The organism is Streptomyces pluripotens, assembly GCF_000802245.2.
GTDB classification, from domain to species: Bacteria; Actinomycetota; Actinomycetes; order Streptomycetales; family Streptomycetaceae; genus Streptomyces; species Streptomyces pluripotens.
On the sequence record NZ_CP021080.1, the window covers coordinates 6850759 to 6868585 of the forward strand.

21 protein-coding genes and 1 pseudogene are annotated in these 17827 nt (G+C 70.3%); 19 read left to right on the forward strand and 3 right to left on the reverse strand.

Features of this window, described 5'->3' with window-relative positions; genetic code table 11:
- Positions 1-31: 31 nt before the first annotated feature.
- Positions 32-229 (forward strand): hypothetical protein, encoded by a 198-nt coding sequence (locus tag LK06_RS30255; RefSeq protein WP_039651874.1) that lies wholly within the window; start codon positions 32-34, stop codon positions 227-229.
- Positions 230-299: 70 nt separating this feature from the next.
- Here the strand turns inward: LK06_RS30255 and LK06_RS30260 are convergent, their stop codons facing one another.
- Positions 300-1706, reverse strand: a complete 1407-nt coding sequence (locus tag LK06_RS30260; protein ID WP_043433267.1) for a DUF2252 domain-containing protein — start codon at positions 1704-1706, stop codon at positions 300-302.
- Positions 1707-2079: 373 nt separating this feature from the next.
- Here LK06_RS30260 and LK06_RS30265 point away from each other — a divergent pair, with 373 nt between their 5' ends.
- From LK06_RS30265 to LK06_RS30295, 8 genes are all read left to right on the forward strand, one after another.
- The gene (locus tag LK06_RS30265) at positions 2080-2730 is read left to right on the forward strand and encodes an HdeD family acid-resistance protein (RefSeq protein ID WP_039651871.1); all 651 of its coding nucleotides are present in this window, start codon (positions 2080-2082) and stop codon (positions 2728-2730) included.
- A 107-nt stretch (positions 2731-2837) separates the two neighbouring features.
- Positions 2838-3305, forward strand: coding sequence for an SHOCT domain-containing protein (locus tag LK06_RS30270; RefSeq protein ID WP_039651869.1), 468 nt, complete (start codon positions 2838-2840; stop codon positions 3303-3305).
- 33 nt (positions 3306-3338) lie between these two features.
- Positions 3339-3767 (forward strand): DUF7144 family membrane protein, encoded by a 429-nt coding sequence (locus LK06_RS30275; protein WP_039651868.1) that lies wholly within the window; start codon positions 3339-3341, stop codon positions 3765-3767.
- A gap of 127 nt (positions 3768-3894) precedes the next feature.
- Positions 3895-4359: a hypothetical protein gene (locus LK06_RS33540; RefSeq protein ID WP_043409366.1), complete on the forward strand. Its 465-nt coding sequence runs from the start codon at positions 3895-3897 to the stop codon at positions 4357-4359.
- A 95-nt stretch (positions 4360-4454) separates the two neighbouring features.
- A complete protein-coding gene (locus LK06_RS30280) occupies positions 4455-5585 on the forward strand; it encodes a PLP-dependent cysteine synthase family protein (protein ID WP_078858800.1) in 1131 nt (376 codons plus the stop codon).
- Positions 5582-6868 (forward strand): MDR family MFS transporter, encoded by a 1287-nt coding sequence (locus LK06_RS30285; RefSeq protein ID WP_039651866.1) that lies wholly within the window; start codon positions 5582-5584, stop codon positions 6866-6868. Before LK06_RS30280 ends, LK06_RS30285 begins: the two co-directional genes overlap by 4 nt.
- A gap of 188 nt (positions 6869-7056) precedes the next feature.
- Complete coding sequence (locus LK06_RS30290) at positions 7057-8790, forward strand: purine-cytosine permease family protein (RefSeq protein ID WP_052318894.1); 1734 nt, start codon at positions 7057-7059, stop codon at positions 8788-8790.
- Between the two features lie 410 nt (positions 8791-9200).
- Positions 9201-9599: an SseB family protein gene (locus tag LK06_RS30295; protein ID WP_039651865.1), complete on the forward strand. Its 399-nt coding sequence runs from the start codon at positions 9201-9203 to the stop codon at positions 9597-9599.
- A gap of 38 nt (positions 9600-9637) precedes the next feature.
- Here LK06_RS30295 and LK06_RS30300 read toward each other — a convergent pair whose 3' ends face one another.
- On the reverse strand, positions 9638-10039 hold the full coding sequence (locus LK06_RS30300; RefSeq protein ID WP_039651863.1) for a MarR family winged helix-turn-helix transcriptional regulator: 402 nt from the start codon (positions 10037-10039) through the stop codon (positions 9638-9640).
- A 72-nt stretch (positions 10040-10111) separates the two neighbouring features.
- Positions 10112-10462, reverse strand: a complete 351-nt coding sequence (locus LK06_RS30305; RefSeq protein WP_039651861.1) for a VOC family protein — start codon at positions 10460-10462, stop codon at positions 10112-10114.
- 474 nt (positions 10463-10936) lie between these two features.
- On the opposite strand from LK06_RS30305, the gene LK06_RS30310 reads away from it, so the two are divergent.
- The 10 genes and pseudogenes from LK06_RS30310 (at position 10937) to LK06_RS30355 (ending at position 17758) form a co-directional block, all read left to right on the forward strand.
- Positions 10937-11224: a helix-turn-helix domain-containing protein gene (locus tag LK06_RS30310; RefSeq protein ID WP_039651859.1), complete on the forward strand. Its 288-nt coding sequence runs from the start codon at positions 10937-10939 to the stop codon at positions 11222-11224.
- Between the two features lie 110 nt (positions 11225-11334).
- Positions 11335-12333 carry an SMP-30/gluconolactonase/LRE family protein gene (locus tag LK06_RS30315; RefSeq protein ID WP_052269877.1) on the forward strand — a complete coding sequence of 333 codons (999 nt, stop codon included), beginning with the start codon at positions 11335-11337 and terminating at the stop codon, positions 12331-12333.
- 38 nt (positions 12334-12371) lie between these two features.
- Positions 12372-12833, forward strand: coding sequence for a fluoride efflux transporter CrcB (gene crcB / locus LK06_RS30320; protein ID WP_039651857.1), 462 nt, complete (start codon positions 12372-12374; stop codon positions 12831-12833).
- Positions 12830-13207: a DUF190 domain-containing protein gene (locus LK06_RS30325; RefSeq protein ID WP_039651856.1), complete on the forward strand. Its 378-nt coding sequence runs from the start codon at positions 12830-12832 to the stop codon at positions 13205-13207. The genes crcB (LK06_RS30320) and LK06_RS30325 overlap by 4 nt, the downstream gene beginning before the upstream one ends.
- Positions 13204-13578, forward strand: a complete 375-nt coding sequence (gene crcB, locus LK06_RS30330; protein WP_039651854.1) for a fluoride efflux transporter CrcB — start codon at positions 13204-13206, stop codon at positions 13576-13578. The genes LK06_RS30325 and crcB (LK06_RS30330) overlap by 4 nt, the downstream gene beginning before the upstream one ends.
- A gap of 75 nt (positions 13579-13653) precedes the next feature.
- Complete coding sequence (locus tag LK06_RS30335; protein ID WP_039651852.1) at positions 13654-14490, forward strand: undecaprenyl-diphosphate phosphatase; 837 nt, start codon at positions 13654-13656, stop codon at positions 14488-14490.
- A gap of 113 nt (positions 14491-14603) precedes the next feature.
- Positions 14604-15335, forward strand: a complete 732-nt coding sequence (locus LK06_RS30340) for a FadR/GntR family transcriptional regulator (protein ID WP_043409370.1) — start codon at positions 14604-14606, stop codon at positions 15333-15335.
- A 223-nt stretch (positions 15336-15558) separates the two neighbouring features.
- Complete coding sequence (locus tag LK06_RS30345; protein ID WP_174673957.1) at positions 15559-16584, forward strand: asparaginase; 1026 nt, start codon at positions 15559-15561, stop codon at positions 16582-16584.
- Between the two features lie 8 nt (positions 16585-16592).
- Positions 16593-16755: pseudogene (aspA, locus tag LK06_RS34710) on the forward strand (aspartate ammonia-lyase); the annotation flags it as partial.
- Between the two features lie 64 nt (positions 16756-16819).
- Positions 16820-17758 carry a glutaminase gene (locus LK06_RS30355; protein ID WP_039651848.1) on the forward strand — a complete coding sequence of 313 codons (939 nt, stop codon included), beginning with the start codon at positions 16820-16822 and terminating at the stop codon, positions 17756-17758.
- The last annotated feature ends 69 nt before the right edge of the window (positions 17759-17827 follow it).

Here is a 17827-nt window from a genome sequence, read left to right on the forward strand (position 1 = left end):
GCCCGTCCGAGAACGCGGGGAAGAGCAGCTCATGCGCTACGAGATTCGCGTCGACGGGGAAATGACGGAAACGCTGGCCAAGGCGTTTCCGGAGCTGGACCACGTGGTGATGTCCGGCTGCACCATCCTGTTCGGCCTGGTCGTCGACGAGGCGCACCTGTACGGACTGCTCGCCCGCTGCCAGTCGTTCGGGCTGCGGGTGCTGGAGATGCGTCAGATGCCGGAGTGAGGCAACCGCCGGTTCGCAGGCCGCACCTTCACGCGTTCCGGCTCACGCGTTCCGGCTCACCGGTCCTCGCTCACAGGTCCCGGGCTTGCACGCGGCCCGACCGGGCGGCGGCGCGCAGCGCCTCGAAGTCCTGTTCGTTGCGGTCGGCGTAGGCCTGTGCGAATTCGGTCAGCGCCCGGTCGAAGCGGTTTCCCGACCCCAGGTAGGCGGCGATCGCGACTGGGTCACCGGAGCGGGCATGGGCACGCGCCAGACTGGCCCCGCACAGCCGGGCGAACACGCTCATCAGGGCCGGATCCATGGTTTCCGGCCGGGGGATGCCCTTCCAGTCCCGCAACTGGCGGACGTAGAAGTCCCGGCCCCGCCCCTCCAGGCCCACGACGTGGGTCCAGCCCAGGAAGATGTCACTCGTCGTTTGGATCAGCCGCTGTCCCGCCACCACGCGGTGACCCTGGTTGTCGTACTGGCTGCCGCCGGTGTGCGGCGCGAGGACCGACTCCTGCGCTTCCTTGGCCTGCAACAGGAGCGGGTCGGTGTCGTCCCGGCCCACCATCAGGAGGATCCAGCAGCGGGTACCGACACTGCCCACGCCCACGACTTTCCGGGCCATGTCGACCCGGTGGTAGTAGCGCAACAGGTGGCGGCGCTCGGACGACAGTGTCTGCGCGTACCCGTCGAAGACGGCGCTCAGTTCCTTCTCCTGCTCGTCGGCGGGCTCGGCCGACAGGTCCCGGAGCGGGGTGATCAGCGGTGGGTCCGGTGCGATCCGCCTGCCTTCCGCGGTGACCTGCGTCAGCTTCGCGAACGCCTGCAGATGGGTACGGGTGCGGGCCCGCGCCGTCGCCCGCGCGGTACGACGCCGCGCCGTGCGGTCCATCGACGAGGACATGAGCTCCTGCATCCGGTCGGTGTCGTCCTGCGCGTACCAGACGTCCAGGGTGCGCATCCCGGCGAACTCCCGCATGCGCTGCCGGTAGGCCTCCACGCACGCCCGCACGATGCGGCTCTGCTCCTTCGTGGAGAAGCCGTTGGCGCGGCCGGCGACCACCAGACTGGCCGCCAGGCGCTTGACGTCCCATTCGAAGGGGCCGGGCAGGGTCTCGTCGAAGTCGTTGATGTCGAACACCAGGTGTCGTTCGGGCGAGGCCATCAGCCGGAAGTTGAGCAGGTGGGCGTCCCCGCAGAGCTGTACCGTCAGGCCGGTGTCCGGCATCGTTGCGAGGTCCATCGCCATGATCGCTGCCGCGCCCCGGTAGAAGCGGAAGGGGGATTCGAGCATGCGGCCGTACCGGATCGGTACCAACTCCGGCAGCCGGGACTCCGACTGGCGCTCTATCACCCCGAGCGGGTCGGGGCGGTCGGCGGTCGCCCGGAACGAGCCCTGGGAGGAACGCGGTGCGCGCTTGCGCGCCTGCCTGCCGTACGCCGCTCGCTCCGACGGTGACAGGGATGCGGTGAACGTGCTGCGTGTGGTCATGGCTCGAACCTCCTGCGGGCCGCGGTCGGCCGCCCGCGCCTCACCCGGGCGGCTCCGTACTGCTGCTCACGGGCCCGCCCGTTCCGGGGCCCCGGACGCCCGTCCTGCGGCGCGCTCACATGCCACAGGGGGCGCAGCATCCGGCAGCCCACCACCGGCAGCTGCTGGATCGGTCATCTCCGGGCTCTTCTTCCGCTCCGCCGCGGGCCGGCACCCACATCCTGACACCCACCTCACCGCCCGGGCACCGGGTGCGGATCACCCGCCACGGGTGATCCGCACCCGGTGCCCGGGCGGGATGCTGTCCGGGTGTGGTCCCCACACGGCCCCGTCGGCCGTCCGGGTGCGGACCCTTGGCACGTGAGGAGGAGCCATGACCGTGTCACGTGGTCACGGGCCGTACACCGGGGCGGAGCAGGATTCCGGCGGGGCCGCCGCCACACCGCCCACCGACCCGGCGGACACCCTGGGCAGGCTCGGTCGGTCCTGGACCTGGATCCTCGGCTCCGCCCTCGTCTCCCTCGTGCCCGGCATCCTGATCCTGGTGTGGCCGCAGGAGACCCTGCATGTGCTGGCCGTACTCCTCGGCCTGTATCTGCTGATCACAGGTGCCTTCCGCTTCGTGGAGGCGTTCGGCCGGGACGAGCGCGGCGAACGCCTGGCCCGCCTTCTGGCCGGGGTGCTGTACGTGCTGGCGGGCGTGTTGTGCCTGCGGCACCCGATGCAGACCATCGCCGCGCTGACACTGATCGTCGGAGTCGTCTGGCTGGTGTCGAGCATGCTCGTCCTCTACACCGCCATCGACGCGAAGGACCTGCCCCACCGGGGCTTCGTGCTCGGTGTCGCGGTGATCGGGCTCGTCGCCGGCGTAGTGGTGCTCGCCATGCCGATCGAATCGGCCCAGGCCCTGACCAGGCTGCTGGGCCTGTGGCTCGTGCTGCTCGGCCTGGCCGAGGCCGCGCTCGCCCTCGCCTGGCGGAGCGCGGTGCGCCGATCGGCCCGAGACACCGGCGTCACGTCCTGATGGTGCCGTTCACCCGCTCTGGGTGAGGCGGCCCTGACGGCACGCTACGCACGCTGAAGACGGTACGGAACGACTACCGGGTGCCGACCCGAGACGGAGGAAGCGACATGAGCGCGCAGGCATACCTCGCGTATGACTACCCGGCGCTGAGCGTCTTCTGGTCCATGCTGGTGTTCTTCCTGTGGATCATCTGGTTCGTCCTGCTCTTCCGGATCATCGCCGACCTCTTCCGCGACGACGACCTGAGCGGCTGGGGGAAGACCGGCTGGTTGGTGTTCGTCATCATCCTGCCCTTCCTCGGCGTCTTCGTGTACCTGGTCGCCCGGGGCAAGAACATGGGCCGCCGCGAGGTCGAACAGGCACGGGCGCAACAGCAGGCCTTCGACAGCTACGTCCGCGAGACCGCCCAGAGCGGAGCAGGACGCAGCAGCGCGGACGAACTCGCCAAGCTGTCCGAGATGCGGGCCCGCGGCGACATCACCGACGAGGAGTTCGGCCGGGCGAAGGAATTGGTACTCGCCGGTAGTGGAACGTCCGAACGCACGGCAGACGCGCCCACCACCCCCACGGGCTGAGCACGTCGCACAGCAGGGAAACGAGGGAACACGATGACCGCCACACACAGCGCGCACACACCTACCGCCAGGGAAGAGTGGGCCACGGGCCTGACGGCGTTCGCCGCAGTCATGCTCCTGCTCGCGGGGATCCTCGCCATCTTCCGCGGCATCATGGCGATCGCCCAGGATGACATCTTCGTCACGACGCCCAACTACGTCTTCCAGTTCAGCCTCACCGGCTGGGGCTGGGTCCACCTGATCCTGGGCGTCGTCGCGGTGCTCGTGAGCATCGGACTCTTCCGAGTCGCGCTGTGGGCACGGGTCTCCGGAGTGGTCATCGCCGCACTGATCATCATCTCCAACTTCCTCTCGCTGCCGTACTACCCGATCTGGTCGATCGTGATGATCGCCATCTCCGGGTTCATCATCTGGGCACTGTGCGTGGTGCGGCAGGACGGCACCTCCAGCCTCTTCGGCTGACGGCCCGGCCCGCGGCACCCCGGCCGAGCCGGAACCAAGACGTACAACCCGAGGCGGTGCGACGCGACACACGGGTGGGCGGCCGGAACGAGCCGCCCACCCGCTGCTACCGCCTACGATCTGTCGCATGCCGCAGGAAGCCGCGGCCCGTGCGCAGAGGCGCGGGACCGTCATCGCCCTCCTGGTGGGTCTGGTGCTGGCGCTCACGGCCCATGCGTTCAGCTGTGTCGCACATCTGTCGGGGAGTCATGGCTGCGCTGGAACAGTTGCCGCCGCAGCCACGCCGCACCAAGAGTCCGTCGTGCAGACTCTGCCGTCCATGGGGCAGACAAGACACGGCGCGCCTGCCCAGGGAGCCGGGCATCGTCCGGGCCACGGCGCGCCGTGCTGCGATCCGGGAGGCTGGCCGGCCGAAGCGCGTAGCACGGCCGGGGTCCTCCTCCTGCTCCTGCTCACCGCTCTCCATTTCCTCGGGAGCCGGTCCACCGGCCCGATGCGGTCCGGCACGTACCGGCGGCGGCACGGAGGCTCCGTCGGGGTGGTGCCCGCCGGGGCCCGTCTGCTGCGCCTGGTCTGCGTCAGCCGTGTGTGAGCGTGCCGCCGGCGCCCGGCGCCGGCCCCTTCGGCACCCCGATCTGTACGGCACACCGGCGCGGCCCCGTCAAGGCGGCCACGAAAAGGACCCACATGAGCACCGTCGTGCACGGCGTCTCCCCAGGCGACATCACCTCCTTCCTCGCGGCACACCGACTACCCCGACCCGCCGGAGCGCCGCGTCGTTCACCGGCCGGCATGGTCGGCAACACCCCGGTGCTGTGGATCGGCGAGCCGTTCAACCCGGCAGGACGGGGATTCTGGGCGAAGCTGGAGAGCACCAACCCGGGCGGCCTCAAGGACCGGCCCGCCCTCCACATGGTTGCCGCCGCCCGTCGCCGGGGGGAGTTGGCACCCGGTGCGCCCGTCATCGAGTCCACCAGCGGCACCCTCGGTCTCGGGCTGGCGCTGGCGGGAATGACGTACGGGCATGCCGTCACCCTGGTCACCGATCCCGGTATGGAACCCCTGATGGCACACCAACTGCGCGCCCTCGGCGCCCAGGTCGATCTGGTCACCGCCCCCCACCCGGAGGGCGGCTGGCAGGAAGCGCGCCGTCGACGCGTGCGTGAACTGCTCGCCCGCACGCCGTCGGCCTGGTGCCCCGACCAGTACCACAACCCGGACAACGTCGCCGCCTACGCCTCGCTCGCCCTCGAACTCGTCGTCCAGCTCGGCCGGATCGACGTCCTGGTTGCCGCGGTCGGCACCGGTGGGCATTCGGTGGGCATCGCGCGTACGCTGCGTGCCCTCCACCCGGAACTGAGGCTCGTCGGCGTCGACTCGGTCCGTTCCACCGTGTTTGGCCAGCCCGCCGGGACACGCCTCATGCGCGGCCTGGGCAGCAGCATCCATCCCCGCAACGTCGACCATGCGGCCTTCGACGAAGTTCACTGGGTGGCCCCGGCAGAAGCGGTCCGGTCCTGCCGACGACTGGTCCGCGGGCACTGGGCGAGCGGAGGCTGGAGCGTGGGCGCGGTAGCCCTCGTCGCCGGCTGGCTCGCCCGTACAGAGCCGGAACGCACGCGTGTCGTCGCGGTCTTCCCGGACGGTGTGCACCGCTACTGGAATACTGTCTACAGCGACGACTACTGCCGGGCCCACGACCTGTTGGGCGGCACTGTGGCCGCGGACCCGGACGAGATCGCCCATCCCGACGAGCGTACGGTCGAACGCTGGACCAGGTGCACCGGCGTCACCGTTCCGGTAGGGGCGGCGCGGTGAAGTCCGTGATCCGGCAGTTCCGTTCGTTCAGCGGGTGCGTCCGGCTGCTGATGGTCCAGCAGTTCACCATCAACACGGCTTTCTACATGCTCATGCCCTACCTGGCCGTCCACCTGTCGGGAGACCTGGGGATGGCAGCCTGGGCGGTCGGCCTGGTACTGGGGGTGCGGAACCTCACCCAGCAGGGGATGTTTCTCGTCGGCGGGACACTCGCCGACCGGCTCGGCTACAAGAACATGATCGTGGCCGGATGCGTACTGCGTACCGCCGGCTTCGGCCTGCTCGGCCTCGTCGACACCCTGCCCGCGCTCACCGTCGCCTCCGCGGCCACCGGATTCGCCGGCGCGCTCTTCAATCCGGCCGTCCGCGCCTACCTGGCCCACGAGTCGGGGAAGCGACGAGTGGAGGCGTTCGCCGTCTTCAACGTCTTCTACCAGGCCGGGATGTTCGTCGGCCCGCTCGTCGGACTCGCCCTGCTCGCGGCCGACTTCCGGCTCGTCTGTGCCGTCGCCGCCCTGCTCTTCCTCGGCCTGACGCTCATTCAGCTCCGCATGCTGCCCAGCCGCCCGGGTGCCGCACGGCCCGAGCCCGGCACCGGGATCCTCACAGCCTGGCGCACGGTCGTCGACAACCGCCCGTTCCTGCTCTTCGCCGCCGCCATGGTCGGCTCCTACGTGCTCTCCTTCCAGGTGTACCTGGCACTGCCGCTGCAGGCTCGCCGGCTCGCTCCGGGCCGGGCGGACGCAGTGACCACGGGGCTGTTCGCGTTGTCCGCCGCAGTGGCCGTGACCGCCCAGCTCAAGATCACCGCATGGGCCCGGACACGCTGGTCGGCCCAGCGTGCCATCGTGTACGGCGTCGCGTTGATGGGAGCGGCGTTCCTGCCCCTGCTCCCGGACGTGGACCTGGGCGACGGGAACGCCGGCCTGCTGCGCCGGGCCGCGGTGCTCGTCCCCCTGGCCACCACCGTCGTCCTGCTCGGCCTCGGCACGGCCCTGGTCTACCCGTTCGAGATGGACACGGTTGTCTCCCTGGCCGGCGGGCGCCTGGTGGCCACCCACTACGGGCTGTACAACACGGTCTCCGGCCTGGGCGTCACCCTCGGCAACTTGGCTACCGGAGCCCTGTGGGACACGGCGGACCGGCTGGGACATCCGGAGCTGACCTGGTGGGCACTGGCCGCGACGGGGGCGCTCTGCGCGGCCTGCGTCGCACTGCTGGCCCGTGCGGGGCGTCTGGCCGTACGTCCCGAACCGCAGGGTGCGGCGATGACGGCCTCGTAGCCACCGGACCACGGGCGCCCTCTGCCGCAGCGCGGACCAGCGCCCCACAGGGCCCGGTGCGGAGCGGTCGCCCGGGGAATCGTGTCCGGCGATGTAAAGGCCGCGAAACGGCGTAGCAACGACGCGGCGCGAACCTTCCCTGAAACCCCTCGCACGTCCGAGGCGGCCCGCACGAAGAGGGAGCAGCCGTGACGGAGATCGTGGACAACCAGGCGCCGCCGGCCCCGAGCGGCCGGACCTACAACGGGTGGACGCGGAGCGACACGCTGGAGGACTACTCGCTGCGTTACGCGCCCAAGTCGTTCCGCCGCTGGACACCGTACGTCGTGGCCACCACGGCCCTGGGCGGCATCGCCTATCTCGCTGATTTCGCGATCGGCGGCTCGATCGCCGTCTCCCACGGCTTTTCCAGTGCGGCGGTGGCGATCCTGACGGCTGCGGTGGTCATCTTCCTCACCGGCATCCCGATCTCGTACTACTCGGCGAAGTACTCCATCGACATGGACCTACTGACCCGAGGTGCGGGCTTCGGCTACCTCGGGTCCACGCTGACCTCGGTGATCTACGCCAGCTTCACCTTCACCTTCATCTTCTTCGCCCTCGAAGGCTCCATCATGGCGCAGGCCCTGGAACTGGGACTGCACATCCCGCTCGCCGTCGGATACGTCGTCTGCTCGTTGATCATCCTGCCGCTCGTCGTCTACGGCATGACCGCGCTGTCGAAGATGCAGGTGTGGACTCAGCCGATCTGGCTGGTACTGATGGTCGCGCCGTTCGTGTCCATCGCGGTCCAAGAACCCGGGAAGTTCTCGCAGTTCACACACTTCGCGGGCGACTCGCCCACCGGGTCGGCCATCAGCATGCTCGGCGTCGGAGCAGGCGCGGGCGTCGCCCTGTCGCTCATCGCACAGATCGGGGAGCAGGTCGACTACCTGCGCTTCATGCCGGACAAGACACCTGAGAACGGCCGCCGGTGGTGGGCCGCGGTGCTCGGCGCGGGCCCCGGCTGGGTGGTCCTGGGCGCGCTGAAGCAGCTCGGGGGTGCCTTCCTCGCCTTCTACGTGGCCGGCAGCATCGGGCTGGGCAAGGCCAACGAGCCCATCCAGCAGTACGTACACGGATTCAGGACCTTCGCCGCGCCGGTCGCCCTCGGGCTGGCCACGTTCTTCGTCATCCTGTCCCAGATAAAGATCAACTCAACCAACGCCTACTCCGGTTCGCTGTCCTGGTCGAACTTCTTCTCCCGGCTGACCCACCGGCACCCCGGCCGGGTGGTCTACATCTTCCTCAACGTCGGCATCGCACTGGCCCTGATGGAGGGCGGGGTCTTCGGCTTCCTCAACACGGTCCTCGGTTTCTACTCCAATGTGGCGATCGCCTGGATCGGCGCGGTCGTCGCCGACCTGGTCGTCAACAAACCGCTCGGGCTGAGCCCGTCGTACATCGAGTTCAAGCGGGCCCACCTCCACCACTTCAATCCGGTCGGCTTCGGCTCGATGCTGCTCGCCTCCGCGGTCTCCATCGCCGCGTACTTCGGGGCGTTCGGGGAATACGGCAAGGCGTACTCGCCGTTCGTCGCGCTGTTTCTGGCCATGGTGCTGTCGCCGCTGTTCGCGGTGCTCACCAGGGGCCGCTACTACATCGCCCGGGTGGACGGCCTGGAGGAGCCGCTGCTTGGAGCGGACGGTTTGCTCTCGGCCACCACGCTGACCTGCGACGTGTGCACGACTGACTTCGAAAGGCCCGACATGGCCGCGTGCTCCTTCCACCAGGGCTCCGTCTGCTCACTGTGCTGCAGCCTGGAGAAGGACTGCCACGATTCGTGCAAGGGCCCGGGCACCCCGGGGCCGGTCGTCCTCGGCATGCCGGTCGTGCGCCCGGACAGTGGCCCGGCCCCGGCTGGAAGTCCCCCAGGGCACTGAGGCCCGCGGAGCCCGGCCTGGCGAGGCGCCGCGGACCCCCGCGGTGTTCCGTGCCCAGGCCGGCCGACGCCCCAGGCCGGCCGACGCCCCAGGCCGGCCGACGCCCCAGGCCGGCCTCCGTGCGCCGCGCTGCCAGGCCGCATTGCCCGACGGAATCCTGGCGATCGCCGACGCTGTCAGCGACACGCAGCACCTTTTCGCGGACCCCGCGAGCCCCTGAGCTGCGCCGCGGTACGTCCGCGCCCAGCACGGGCGGTGTTCGGTGTCACCCCGGCTGACCCGGCGGCCGACCGGACCGCCGGCGATTCGGACGCATGTCCGGCACTCCGCTGGGTACGCGAGGCGGGAGCGCGCCCGGACGGCATCCTGTCCGGGTAGCCCGTACGACCATCGCCACCAGGGGATCTGCCATGGAGACACCCGCATACGACGACCAGCCGAACCCGGCCCGGCAGGCGCTGGACGCGCTGACCGTGAACGCCGACGACCAGGCCGCCCTGGAGACCCTCGCCCACAGTGACGTGCTCGTCCCGGTGCCGGACGACGCTGTCGACGGAGAGGGTGCCGACCCTGCCACAGTGGCCCTGCCCATCCTGGAACAGCCAAGCGGCGACCCGGTGGTCCCGGTGTTCACCTCGGAGGGCGAGATGGCCGAGCTGCTGCCGTTCGTCTCGCGCTACCGTCTGATCCCGTTGGGTGCACTCGCGTCGCAGTGGCCCGAAGAGGACCTCTCCCTCGCCATCGACGGCAGTTCTGCCCACGCGCTGACGCTCACCTCGCAGGGGGTGCGCACCCTGCTCGCCCGCTGAGAGCGTGGGCTGTGAGCGGAGCTGAGGAGCGGACGGCGCTACGGTCCCGTCCGCTCGGCCAGCATGCGTTCCAGTACTGCCCGCTGCAGCGGCAGCACCTCGGCGTACACGTCGCGGCCCTTGCGGGTGAGCGCCACCCACACTCCACGGCGATCCTCCGTGCACACCGAGCGCCGTACCAGACCGTCCTTCTCCAGCCGGGCAATCAACCGGGACAACGCGCTCTGGCTGAGGTGGACCCGTCCGACGAGGTTGTGCACCCGGCAGTGGTCGCCCTCCTCGGGGGACGCGGACGCCAGGATGTCCAGCACTTCGAAATCGCTGGCGCCCAGCCCGTGCGGATGCAGGACGCGGTCGATCTCGCACATGGTCCGCGCGTGCACCGTGAGGATGTCCCGCCACAATTCCTCGAGCCGGGCACCGGCCGTCTTGACTGCCATGACTGCACCGTAGCACCGATCCAGCCAGTGGTTGAATGTGCAACTAATATGCTGCGGGTAGGTGCAGCTCACTCAGGCGACCGGATCCTGCAGCAGCCCCACCAGGTTGCCGTCGGCGTCCTTGACGGATGCGATCAACCTGCCGCCGCCGACGTCCTGCGCATCCTGGAGCAACTCCGCGCCCGCCTCCACCAGGGCCGTGAGCCGCTGCTTCAGGTCCTGCACGTGCCAGTACGGCACCGGCCCCGTCATACCTTTGGCGTGCCCGTTCGGGTCGAGCCCGACGTCCTGTCCCGCTGCCTTGAAGCCGACGTAGTAGGGCTCGTCCGCGTACGGCTCGACGCCCAGCAGGGCGGTGAACAGTGCCTTGCCCCGCTCCAGGTCCTTCACGGGGTAGATGATCGTCTGTAGGCCGGTGGTCATGCGACTCACTCCTGTCCGGATGGTGTGGTCCGGCGGTTCCTCGCCGGTGCCTTCACGCTACGGCCGGGGGGTCCGCTGGGGCTTCTTGGATCCTGACCGGTTGCGGGTTCCCGCGGTCACCGGTTGGTCAGGCCGGGCGAGCGCTGACGCCCCGCCTCGTTCGCGGTAGGTGCGACGCCCGCGCCGACTGCGCGGAGCGCGGCGGGGCCCTCCCTCCGGGACGCGGTTCGGCCAACGCCGGGTCATGTGTGTGAGGGGGCACGGCGAGTGTCGGGCCACGCGCGACGGGGCGCCGGCTGCAGGCAGCGGCCGCTTCACCGCCGGTTGCCTGGGCGTTCCGGGCCTCGGCGCACGGTGTTCGGCCGCGCGACCGGTCGGTACCGGACAACAGCCGCCAAGTCGGGCACGTGACACCGTCGTCCGCGCCACAGTGGGGACCCTGCGTAGAGGAGGACCGGGACGGAGGGTGGACGGATGATGGGAACTGCCTCGGGTCGGATGCGGCAGACCATCCTGGTGTGGCTCAAGGACCCAGCGGCCCACTTTCCGGCCCCGAACCACCGCGACCCCACCGGTACCGGTGTCACCGCCCGGGCCGTCGCCGCCAAGCTCGGTGTACCCCGCCGGACCGCTCACGCCCATCTGTGCTTCCTCACCCGGGTCGGCCTGCTCCACACGCGGCGGTTCCGCTGCCGAACCTACTACCGGCGCGACGAAATCCGCATCGCCGAGGTGGCCCGGATGTTCGAGAAGGGTTGGTGAGCGCCTGACCTTCGGGAGGGGCGGGCCGGCCCGGCCGTTAAGGTGCCGGTGCGGGCATTCTCGCGGCCGGACCGCTCGGGCGGTCCGACGCACGGCGAAGGGCAGCGCACATGGGACCGTCCACGGCACTCGTACCGCTCCACTACGTTTCCCTGGGCGCACGCGGCCCCGAGGACGTGGTGGCCGATCCGCACGGTCGCGTGCTGACGGGGACCGAGGACGGGCGCGTCCTGCGGATTCACCACCTCGGCGACCCGCGCACTGCCCGGGTGGAGGTCCTGGCGGAGACCGGCGGACGGCCGCTCGGGCTCGAACTCCTGCCGGACGGTTCCCTGCTGGTGTGCGACGCGGAACGCGGGCTGCTCCACGTCGGCCCCAGCGGCGGTAGCGTCCATGTGCTGGCCGACTCGGTGGCGGGGGAGCGGCTCCGGTTCTGCAGCAATGCCATCGCGCTGCCCGACGGCACCGTGTACGTCACCGTCTCCAGCCGCCGCTACCCCCTCGGCCAGTGGATCGGCGACATCGTCGAACACACCGGTACCGGGCGGCTGCTCCGGATCGAACCTGAGGGTGGCAGCGTTGACGTCGTACTGGAGGGGCTGCAGTTCGCCAACGGCCTGGCCCTCAGCGGCGACGGTTCCTTCCTGGTGATCGCCGAGACCGGTGCCTGTCGACTGACCCGTTGTCACCTGACCGGCCCGCGGGCCGGTCGCACCGACCTCTTCGCCGCCCTCCCCGGCATGCCCGACAACCTCTGGCGCGAAGGAGTCGACGGCCCCATCTGGGTCGCCCTGGCCGGTCCGCGCGTTCCGCCCCTGGACCTCCTGCACCACACCCCGCCCGCCGTACGCCGCGGCGCAGCCCGGGCTGCCGTCCACGCGCCGTTCCGGCCGGGCGGGACGATCGGCGTGATGGCCCTCGACGACGACGGCCGTACCGTCCACCACCTCGTCCGCCGCCGCTCCGGATTCCGGATGGTCACCAGTGTCTGCGCGGTGGGCGGGCACCTGGTCCTCGGCAGTCTCTGGGAGCCGGGCGTCGCGGTTTGCGCCCGGCCCCCGCAGGGTAACCGGTCGCCCGCCCGGCGGTACCCTGGTGCCCGGCCGTGATCACCCGTCGGGGCAGGCCTGAACAGGAGACGTACGACATGACAGCCCCGGAAGCCGAGAGCATCCGCGTCCGTCCCGCCGGCCGACGTCGGTCCGAGTGGCGTACCCAAGCACCCATCGTCATGGTGGTGGCGCTCGGCGGAGCCCTCGGCGCGTCGGCACGCTACGGACTGGGCCTGGCCTGGCCCGCGCCCGCCGGGAGCTTTCCCTGGGCGACGTTCTGGACCAACGTCGTCGGCTGCGCGGTGATCGGCGTGTTCATGGTGCTCATCACCGACGTGTGGGCCGCTCACCGTCTCGTCCGTCCCTTCTTCGGTACCGGAGTCCTCGGCGGCTTCACCACCTTCTCCACCTACGCCGTCGACACCCGCGCACTGATCGACGGTGGTCACCCCGGGACCGGACTGGCCTATCTCGCCGCGACACTGGTCGCGGCCCTCACGGCGGTGTGGCTGGCCTCGGCCGCCGCGCGCCGGGTGCTGATCAGGAGGCAGCGATGACATCACTCAACGGCCGCGCCCTCAGGCTGACCGTTTACATCGGCGAGGACGACACCTGGCACCACAAGCCCCTCTACTCCGAGATCGTGCACCGCGCGCACGCCGCCGGACTCGCCGGGGCGAGCGTCTTCCGGGGCATCGAGGGCTTCGGGGCCTCCTCCCGCATCCACACCTCGCGGTTGCTGTCCCTGAGCGAGGACCTGCCGGTCGCGGTGGTCGTGGTGGACACCGAGGACCGGGTCCGGGAGTTCCTGCCGCAACTGGACGAACTCGTGGACGAAGGCCTTGTGACGCTGGAGGAGTGCGAGGTCGTCCGGTACGTGGGGAGGTCCGGCCTGGACCAGGCGGATCCGAAGGGTAAGAAGTCGTTGTGAACTGGCTGCTGGTCATCGCCGGGGCCATGATCGGCGCGCCCCTGCGCTACCTCACCGACCGTGCTGTACAGGCCCGTCACGACTCCCTCTTCCCGTGGGGCACGTTCGTCGTGAACCTCACCGGCTGCCTGGTCCTGGGGCTGCTCGCGGGCGCCGCCTCGGCCGGGGTCACCGGGTCCCCTGTGCAACTGCTGCTGGGGACCGGGCTGTGCGGCGCACTGTCGACCTACTCGACGTTCTCGTACGAGACCCTGCGGCTCACCGAGGCCGGCTCGGGTCTCTATGCTGCCGTCAACGTCCTCGCGAGTGTGGTGGGAGGGCTTGGAGCTGCCTTCGCCGGGGTTTCGCTTGCTGGCGCACTGTGGGCCTAGGCGCTTGTCGTACGGCCGGGCATAGTAAGTACTGTCTACAGCACTGTCGACCAACTCTCCTCAGAACTGGATCCCATGAGCGCCATCTCCGTCGGTCAAGCCGTCGTCCTCGGAGTAGTCGAGGGGGTGACCGAGTTCCTTCCCGTGTCCTCCACCGGCCACCTGAAGATCACCGAGGGGCTCATGGACATCCCCGTCGACGACAAGTCCGTCGTCGGGTTCTCCGCCGTTATTCAGGTCGGCGCCATCGCCGCCGTGCTCGTGTACTTCTTCAAAGACATCAAGCGGATCATGTCCGCGTGGTTCCGCGGTCTGACCAACCGCGAGGAGCGCTACCACCACGACTACAAGTTCGCCTGGTGGGTGATCTACGCGACCATTCCGATCGTCATCGTGGGGCTGGCCGCCAAGCCGCTGATCGAGGGCCCGCTCGCCTCGCTCTGGGTGGTCGGCGGCTCGTTGATCCTCGGCTCTGTGGTGATGTGGTGTGCCGACCAGATGGGTCGGCACAAGCGAGGTGAGGACGACACGTCCCTCAGGGACGCGATGTGGGTCGGCTGCTCGCAGATCCTCGCCCTCCTCTTCCCTGGCTTCTCCCGCTCCGGCGCCACCATGTCCACCGCGCTCATCCTCGACCTGGATCGTGTCGCCGCCACGCGCCTGTCCTTCTTCCTCGGCATCCCGGCCCTGACCGGTGCCGGCATCTACGAACTGAAGGACGCCCTCGGCGCGGGCGTGGGCGCCGCCCCGCTGGCGGTCGGCACGCTCGTGTCCTTCGTCGTCGCCTATGCCTCCATTGCTTGGTTGCTCAAGTTCGTCGCCAAGCACTCCTTCAACGCCTTCGTCGTCTACCGGATCATCGCCGGTCTGGCGATCCTCGGCATGCTCACCACCGGCGTGGTCGACGGCTGAGCGAATCCTCCCGCGAACCACGGGGTGCGGTGCCTGCGTTCAGGCACCGCACCCCGTGGGCGTTCTGACCGGCAGGCTTGACAGTGCCGTCCGGCAACCCGCAGGATCGCCCCGTGAACCTGTCAGACAGCCAGACAGGTGGTCTGGGTCTTCGGCGCATCAGTGCCATGGAAGCGGTCCTCGGCCACCTCCGTGATGCCATCGAGCGCGGCGAGTACGCCGTCGGCGACAAGCTCCCCTCCGAGGCAGAGCTGTGCCGCACCCTGGAAGTTTCCCGGCCCGTGCTGCGCGAGGCGCTGCGCGCGCTGCAGACGATGGGCCTGACCGCGTCCCGGACCGGCAAGGGCACCTTCGTCGTCGCCCAAGCGGTCGAGGACCCCACGTTCGGCGACTACGCGGCCAGCGACCTGCTGGAGGTGCGCCGCCACATCGAGATTCCGGTCGCCGGGTACGCGGCCCTGCGCCGCACCCCGGAGAACCTGGACCATCTGAACCACCTGCTCGACCGCATGGAGCGGGAGACGGACACCACCGCGTGGGTGGCGATGGACACCCTCTTCCACCTCGCGGTGGCTGAGGCCGCCCAGAATCCGGTCTTCCGCCGGGTCATCGAGGAGATCCGGGACGCACTGGCACGCCAGTCGGCCTTCCTCAACGAACTGGGTGGGCGACGTGAGCAGTCCAACCGTGAGCACCGGGCGATCGTCGAAGCGCTGACCAGTGGTTCCGAACACGATTCGCTGGAAGCCATGAGCCATCACCTGGACCGCGTCGAGACGACCCTCACCGACATCATGCGTCCCCAGCGGACGGGTCCCTCCGCGGAAGGCGGCCCCGGGGCGTGAGCGAACGGCACCTCAAGGAGGGGACACCGCGACGCGCCCCTGGCGTGTCCTGGTCCCCGAGTACGCCGGCCGCGCCGCCGTGCGCTGTCTTCCGCTGATCGCCCGATCGTCGCGGTGCTCGCGGCTGGCCGGGAAGCCGCCCGCGGCCCCTATCTCGCGCATGTCCACCGGCGCCGACGCGTGATCCGCGTACCGGCCGCCCCGACCCTTGATTCAGGCAGTGATGTACAGCACCTTCACCGATTCCCCCGCCGACGCACCCAAGGTCCGCGAACCGCTCCACGCCCCCGTCGCCCACCTCATACGCGGCGGGGTGGTCGAGGGCGTCCACTATGGTTCGGTCGTCGTCCTCGGCGCCGACGGCCAGGTGCAGTTCCAGATCGGTGACGTCGAAGCCGCCTTCTACCCGCGTTCGGCCGTCAAGCCCGTCCAGGCCGTGGCCATGCTGCGCGCCGGGCTGCCGCTCGACGGTGAACTGCTGTCGTTGGCCGCCGCGAGCCACTCGGGCGAGGAGCGCCATCTCGCCGGCACCCGTCGGATCCTCAAACTCGCCGGACTCGCCGAGGAGGACCTGCGCAACGTCCCCGACATGCCGTTCGCCCCGGCCGTGCGGGACGCATGGGTCCGTGCGGGGCGCGCGCCCTCGCGGCTCGCCCAGAACTGCTCCGGCAAGCACGCGGCCATGCTGTGGACCACCAAGCTCAACGGCTGGTCGCTGGCGGACTACCTCGACCCGACGCACCCTCTGCAGCGGGCCATCGTCGGGACCGTCGAGGACCTCACCGGCCAGCGCGTCGCCCGGGTCACCGTGGACGGCTGCGGGGCACCACTGTTCTCCATCTCCCTGCTCGGGCTCGCCCGCGCCCTCTCCAGGATCGCCTCGGCCGCCCCCAGGACGCCCGAGGCCCAGGTCGCGGACGCGATGCGCGAGCACGCCGAGATGGCCTCCGGGTCCGGTCGCGACGTCGCCGCGCTGATGCGGGCCGTGCCTGGCCTGCTCGCCAAGGACGGATTCGAGGGCGTGCAGGTGGCCGCGCTGCCCGACGGCCGCGCCATCGCCGTCAAGATCGCCGACGGCGCCGACCGGGCCCGCGTTCCGGTCGCCGCCGCGGCCCTCGCCCGCGCCGGCGTCGACCCCGCTCTGCTCACCGGGTTCGCGGGTGAGGCACTGCTCGGTGGAGGGGAGCCGGTCGGTCGCGTGCGCGTGGTACGGGCCCTGGACCCGTCCCCGCTGACGGACTGCGCCTGACCGTCCGCCACATCGGCCACACCGCCGCCACCAGCATCGCCAAGGAGGGCCCTGGCCACCGGCCGAAAAGTGGCCGAACTGGTGCTGGAGAAGGGCTTGCTGCCGCCCGGGAAGCCGACCGGCTCGCTGCGCCCGGAGGTTGTTGCGGGCAGTCGCACACCCCTCGCCTGACCTGCTATTACGGGCTCATATCAGAGAGCGGGCGAGGACGCCCCGGGGCCGATCCGGAGGCACAATGGTGATCATGACAACGACGTCGTCCCTCACTTTCCTGCCGGTCCTGGAGCGCATCGCCGAGGAGGTGGAACGCGCGCCCGGACACGGGCGGCCCGCCGACTACATACCGGCTCTCGCGGCCCGTGACCCCCGCAGCTTCGGCATGGCCGTCGCGGAGCTGGACGGCACGGTGTACGGGGTGGGGGAGTGGCGGCAGCCGTTCTCCGCGCAGTCGATCACCAAGGTGTTCACGCTCGCCCTGGACCTGGCCCGCGAGGGAGACGAACTCTGGGAGCACGTGGGCCGCGAGCCCTCCGGCAACCCGTTCAACTCCCTGGTGCAACTGGAGTACGAGAACGGCATCCCGCGAAATCCCTTCATCAACGCGGGCGCCCTCGTCGTCACCGACCGCCTGCAAACCCGTACCGGAGATGCGGCCGGCGAACTGCTGGCGTTCTTGCGCGCCGAGAGCGGCAACCCCTCCCTGGGATTCGACAAGGAGGTCGCCGCCTCCGAATCCGCACACGGCGACCGCAACGCCGCCCTCGCGCATTTCATGGCCTCCTACGGCAACATCGACAGCGACGTACCCGTCCTGCTCGACCAGTACTTCCGCCAGTGCTCCATCGCCGCCTCCTGCGCCGACCTCGCCCTCGCCACCGGCTTCCTCGCCCGGCACGGCATCCGTGCCGACGGCAACCGACTGCTCACCCGCAGCCAGGCCAAGCAGGTCAACGCGGTGATGTTGACCTGCGGCACGTACGACGCGGCCGGTGACTTCGCCTACCGGGTCGGCCTGCCGGGCAAGAGCGGTGTGGGCGGCGGGATCATCGCCGTCGTACCCGGCCGGTGCACGCTGTGCGTGTGGAGCCCGGGACTGGACGAGCGGGGCAACTCGGTGGCCGGGGTGGCAGCGCTGGACCGGTTCACCACGCTCACCGGGTTGTCGGTGTTCTGACCCGCCCGGCGGACCCGCCGGCCGCGCCGGAAGCCGGCGGCCCCGAGGCGCGGCCCGTCGGCGCAGGCG

What these genes read in the sequence shown, in the direction of transcription:
- LK06_RS30255 (WP_039651874.1), top strand. Translation starts at nt 32, where the DNA reads ATGCGCTACGAGATTCGCGTCGACGGGGAAATGACGGAAACGCTGGCC.
- LK06_RS30260 (WP_043433267.1), bottom strand. Translation starts at nt 1,706, where the DNA reads ATGACCACACGCAGCACGTTCACCGCATCCCTGTCACCGTCGGAGCGA.
- LK06_RS30265 (WP_039651871.1), top strand. Translation starts at nt 2,080, where the DNA reads ATGACCGTGTCACGTGGTCACGGGCCGTACACCGGGGCGGAGCAGGAT.
- LK06_RS30270 (WP_039651869.1), top strand. Translation starts at nt 2,838, where the DNA reads ATGAGCGCGCAGGCATACCTCGCGTATGACTACCCGGCGCTGAGCGTC.
- LK06_RS30275 (WP_039651868.1), top strand. Translation starts at nt 3,339, where the DNA reads ATGACCGCCACACACAGCGCGCACACACCTACCGCCAGGGAAGAGTGG.
- LK06_RS33540 (WP_043409366.1), top strand. Translation starts at nt 3,895, where the DNA reads ATGCCGCAGGAAGCCGCGGCCCGTGCGCAGAGGCGCGGGACCGTCATC.
- LK06_RS30280 (WP_078858800.1), top strand. Translation starts at nt 4,455, where the DNA reads ATGAGCACCGTCGTGCACGGCGTCTCCCCAGGCGACATCACCTCCTTC.
- LK06_RS30295 (WP_039651865.1), top strand. Translation starts at nt 9,201, where the DNA reads ATGGAGACACCCGCATACGACGACCAGCCGAACCCGGCCCGGCAGGCG.
- LK06_RS30300 (WP_039651863.1), bottom strand. Translation starts at nt 10,039, where the DNA reads ATGGCAGTCAAGACGGCCGGTGCCCGGCTCGAGGAATTGTGGCGGGAC.
- LK06_RS30305 (WP_039651861.1), bottom strand. Translation starts at nt 10,462, where the DNA reads ATGACCACCGGCCTACAGACGATCATCTACCCCGTGAAGGACCTGGAG.
- LK06_RS30310 (WP_039651859.1), top strand. Translation starts at nt 10,937, where the DNA reads ATGATGGGAACTGCCTCGGGTCGGATGCGGCAGACCATCCTGGTGTGG.
- LK06_RS30315 (WP_052269877.1), top strand. Translation starts at nt 11,335, where the DNA reads ATGGGACCGTCCACGGCACTCGTACCGCTCCACTACGTTTCCCTGGGC.
- crcB (WP_039651857.1), top strand. Translation starts at nt 12,372, where the DNA reads ATGACAGCCCCGGAAGCCGAGAGCATCCGCGTCCGTCCCGCCGGCCGA.
- LK06_RS30325 (WP_039651856.1), top strand. Translation starts at nt 12,830, where the DNA reads ATGACATCACTCAACGGCCGCGCCCTCAGGCTGACCGTTTACATCGGC.
- LK06_RS30335 (WP_039651852.1), top strand. Translation starts at nt 13,654, where the DNA reads ATGAGCGCCATCTCCGTCGGTCAAGCCGTCGTCCTCGGAGTAGTCGAG.
- LK06_RS30345 (WP_174673957.1), top strand. Translation starts at nt 15,559, where the DNA reads ATGTACAGCACCTTCACCGATTCCCCCGCCGACGCACCCAAGGTCCGC.
- LK06_RS30355 (WP_039651848.1), top strand. Translation starts at nt 16,820, where the DNA reads ATGGTGATCATGACAACGACGTCGTCCCTCACTTTCCTGCCGGTCCTG.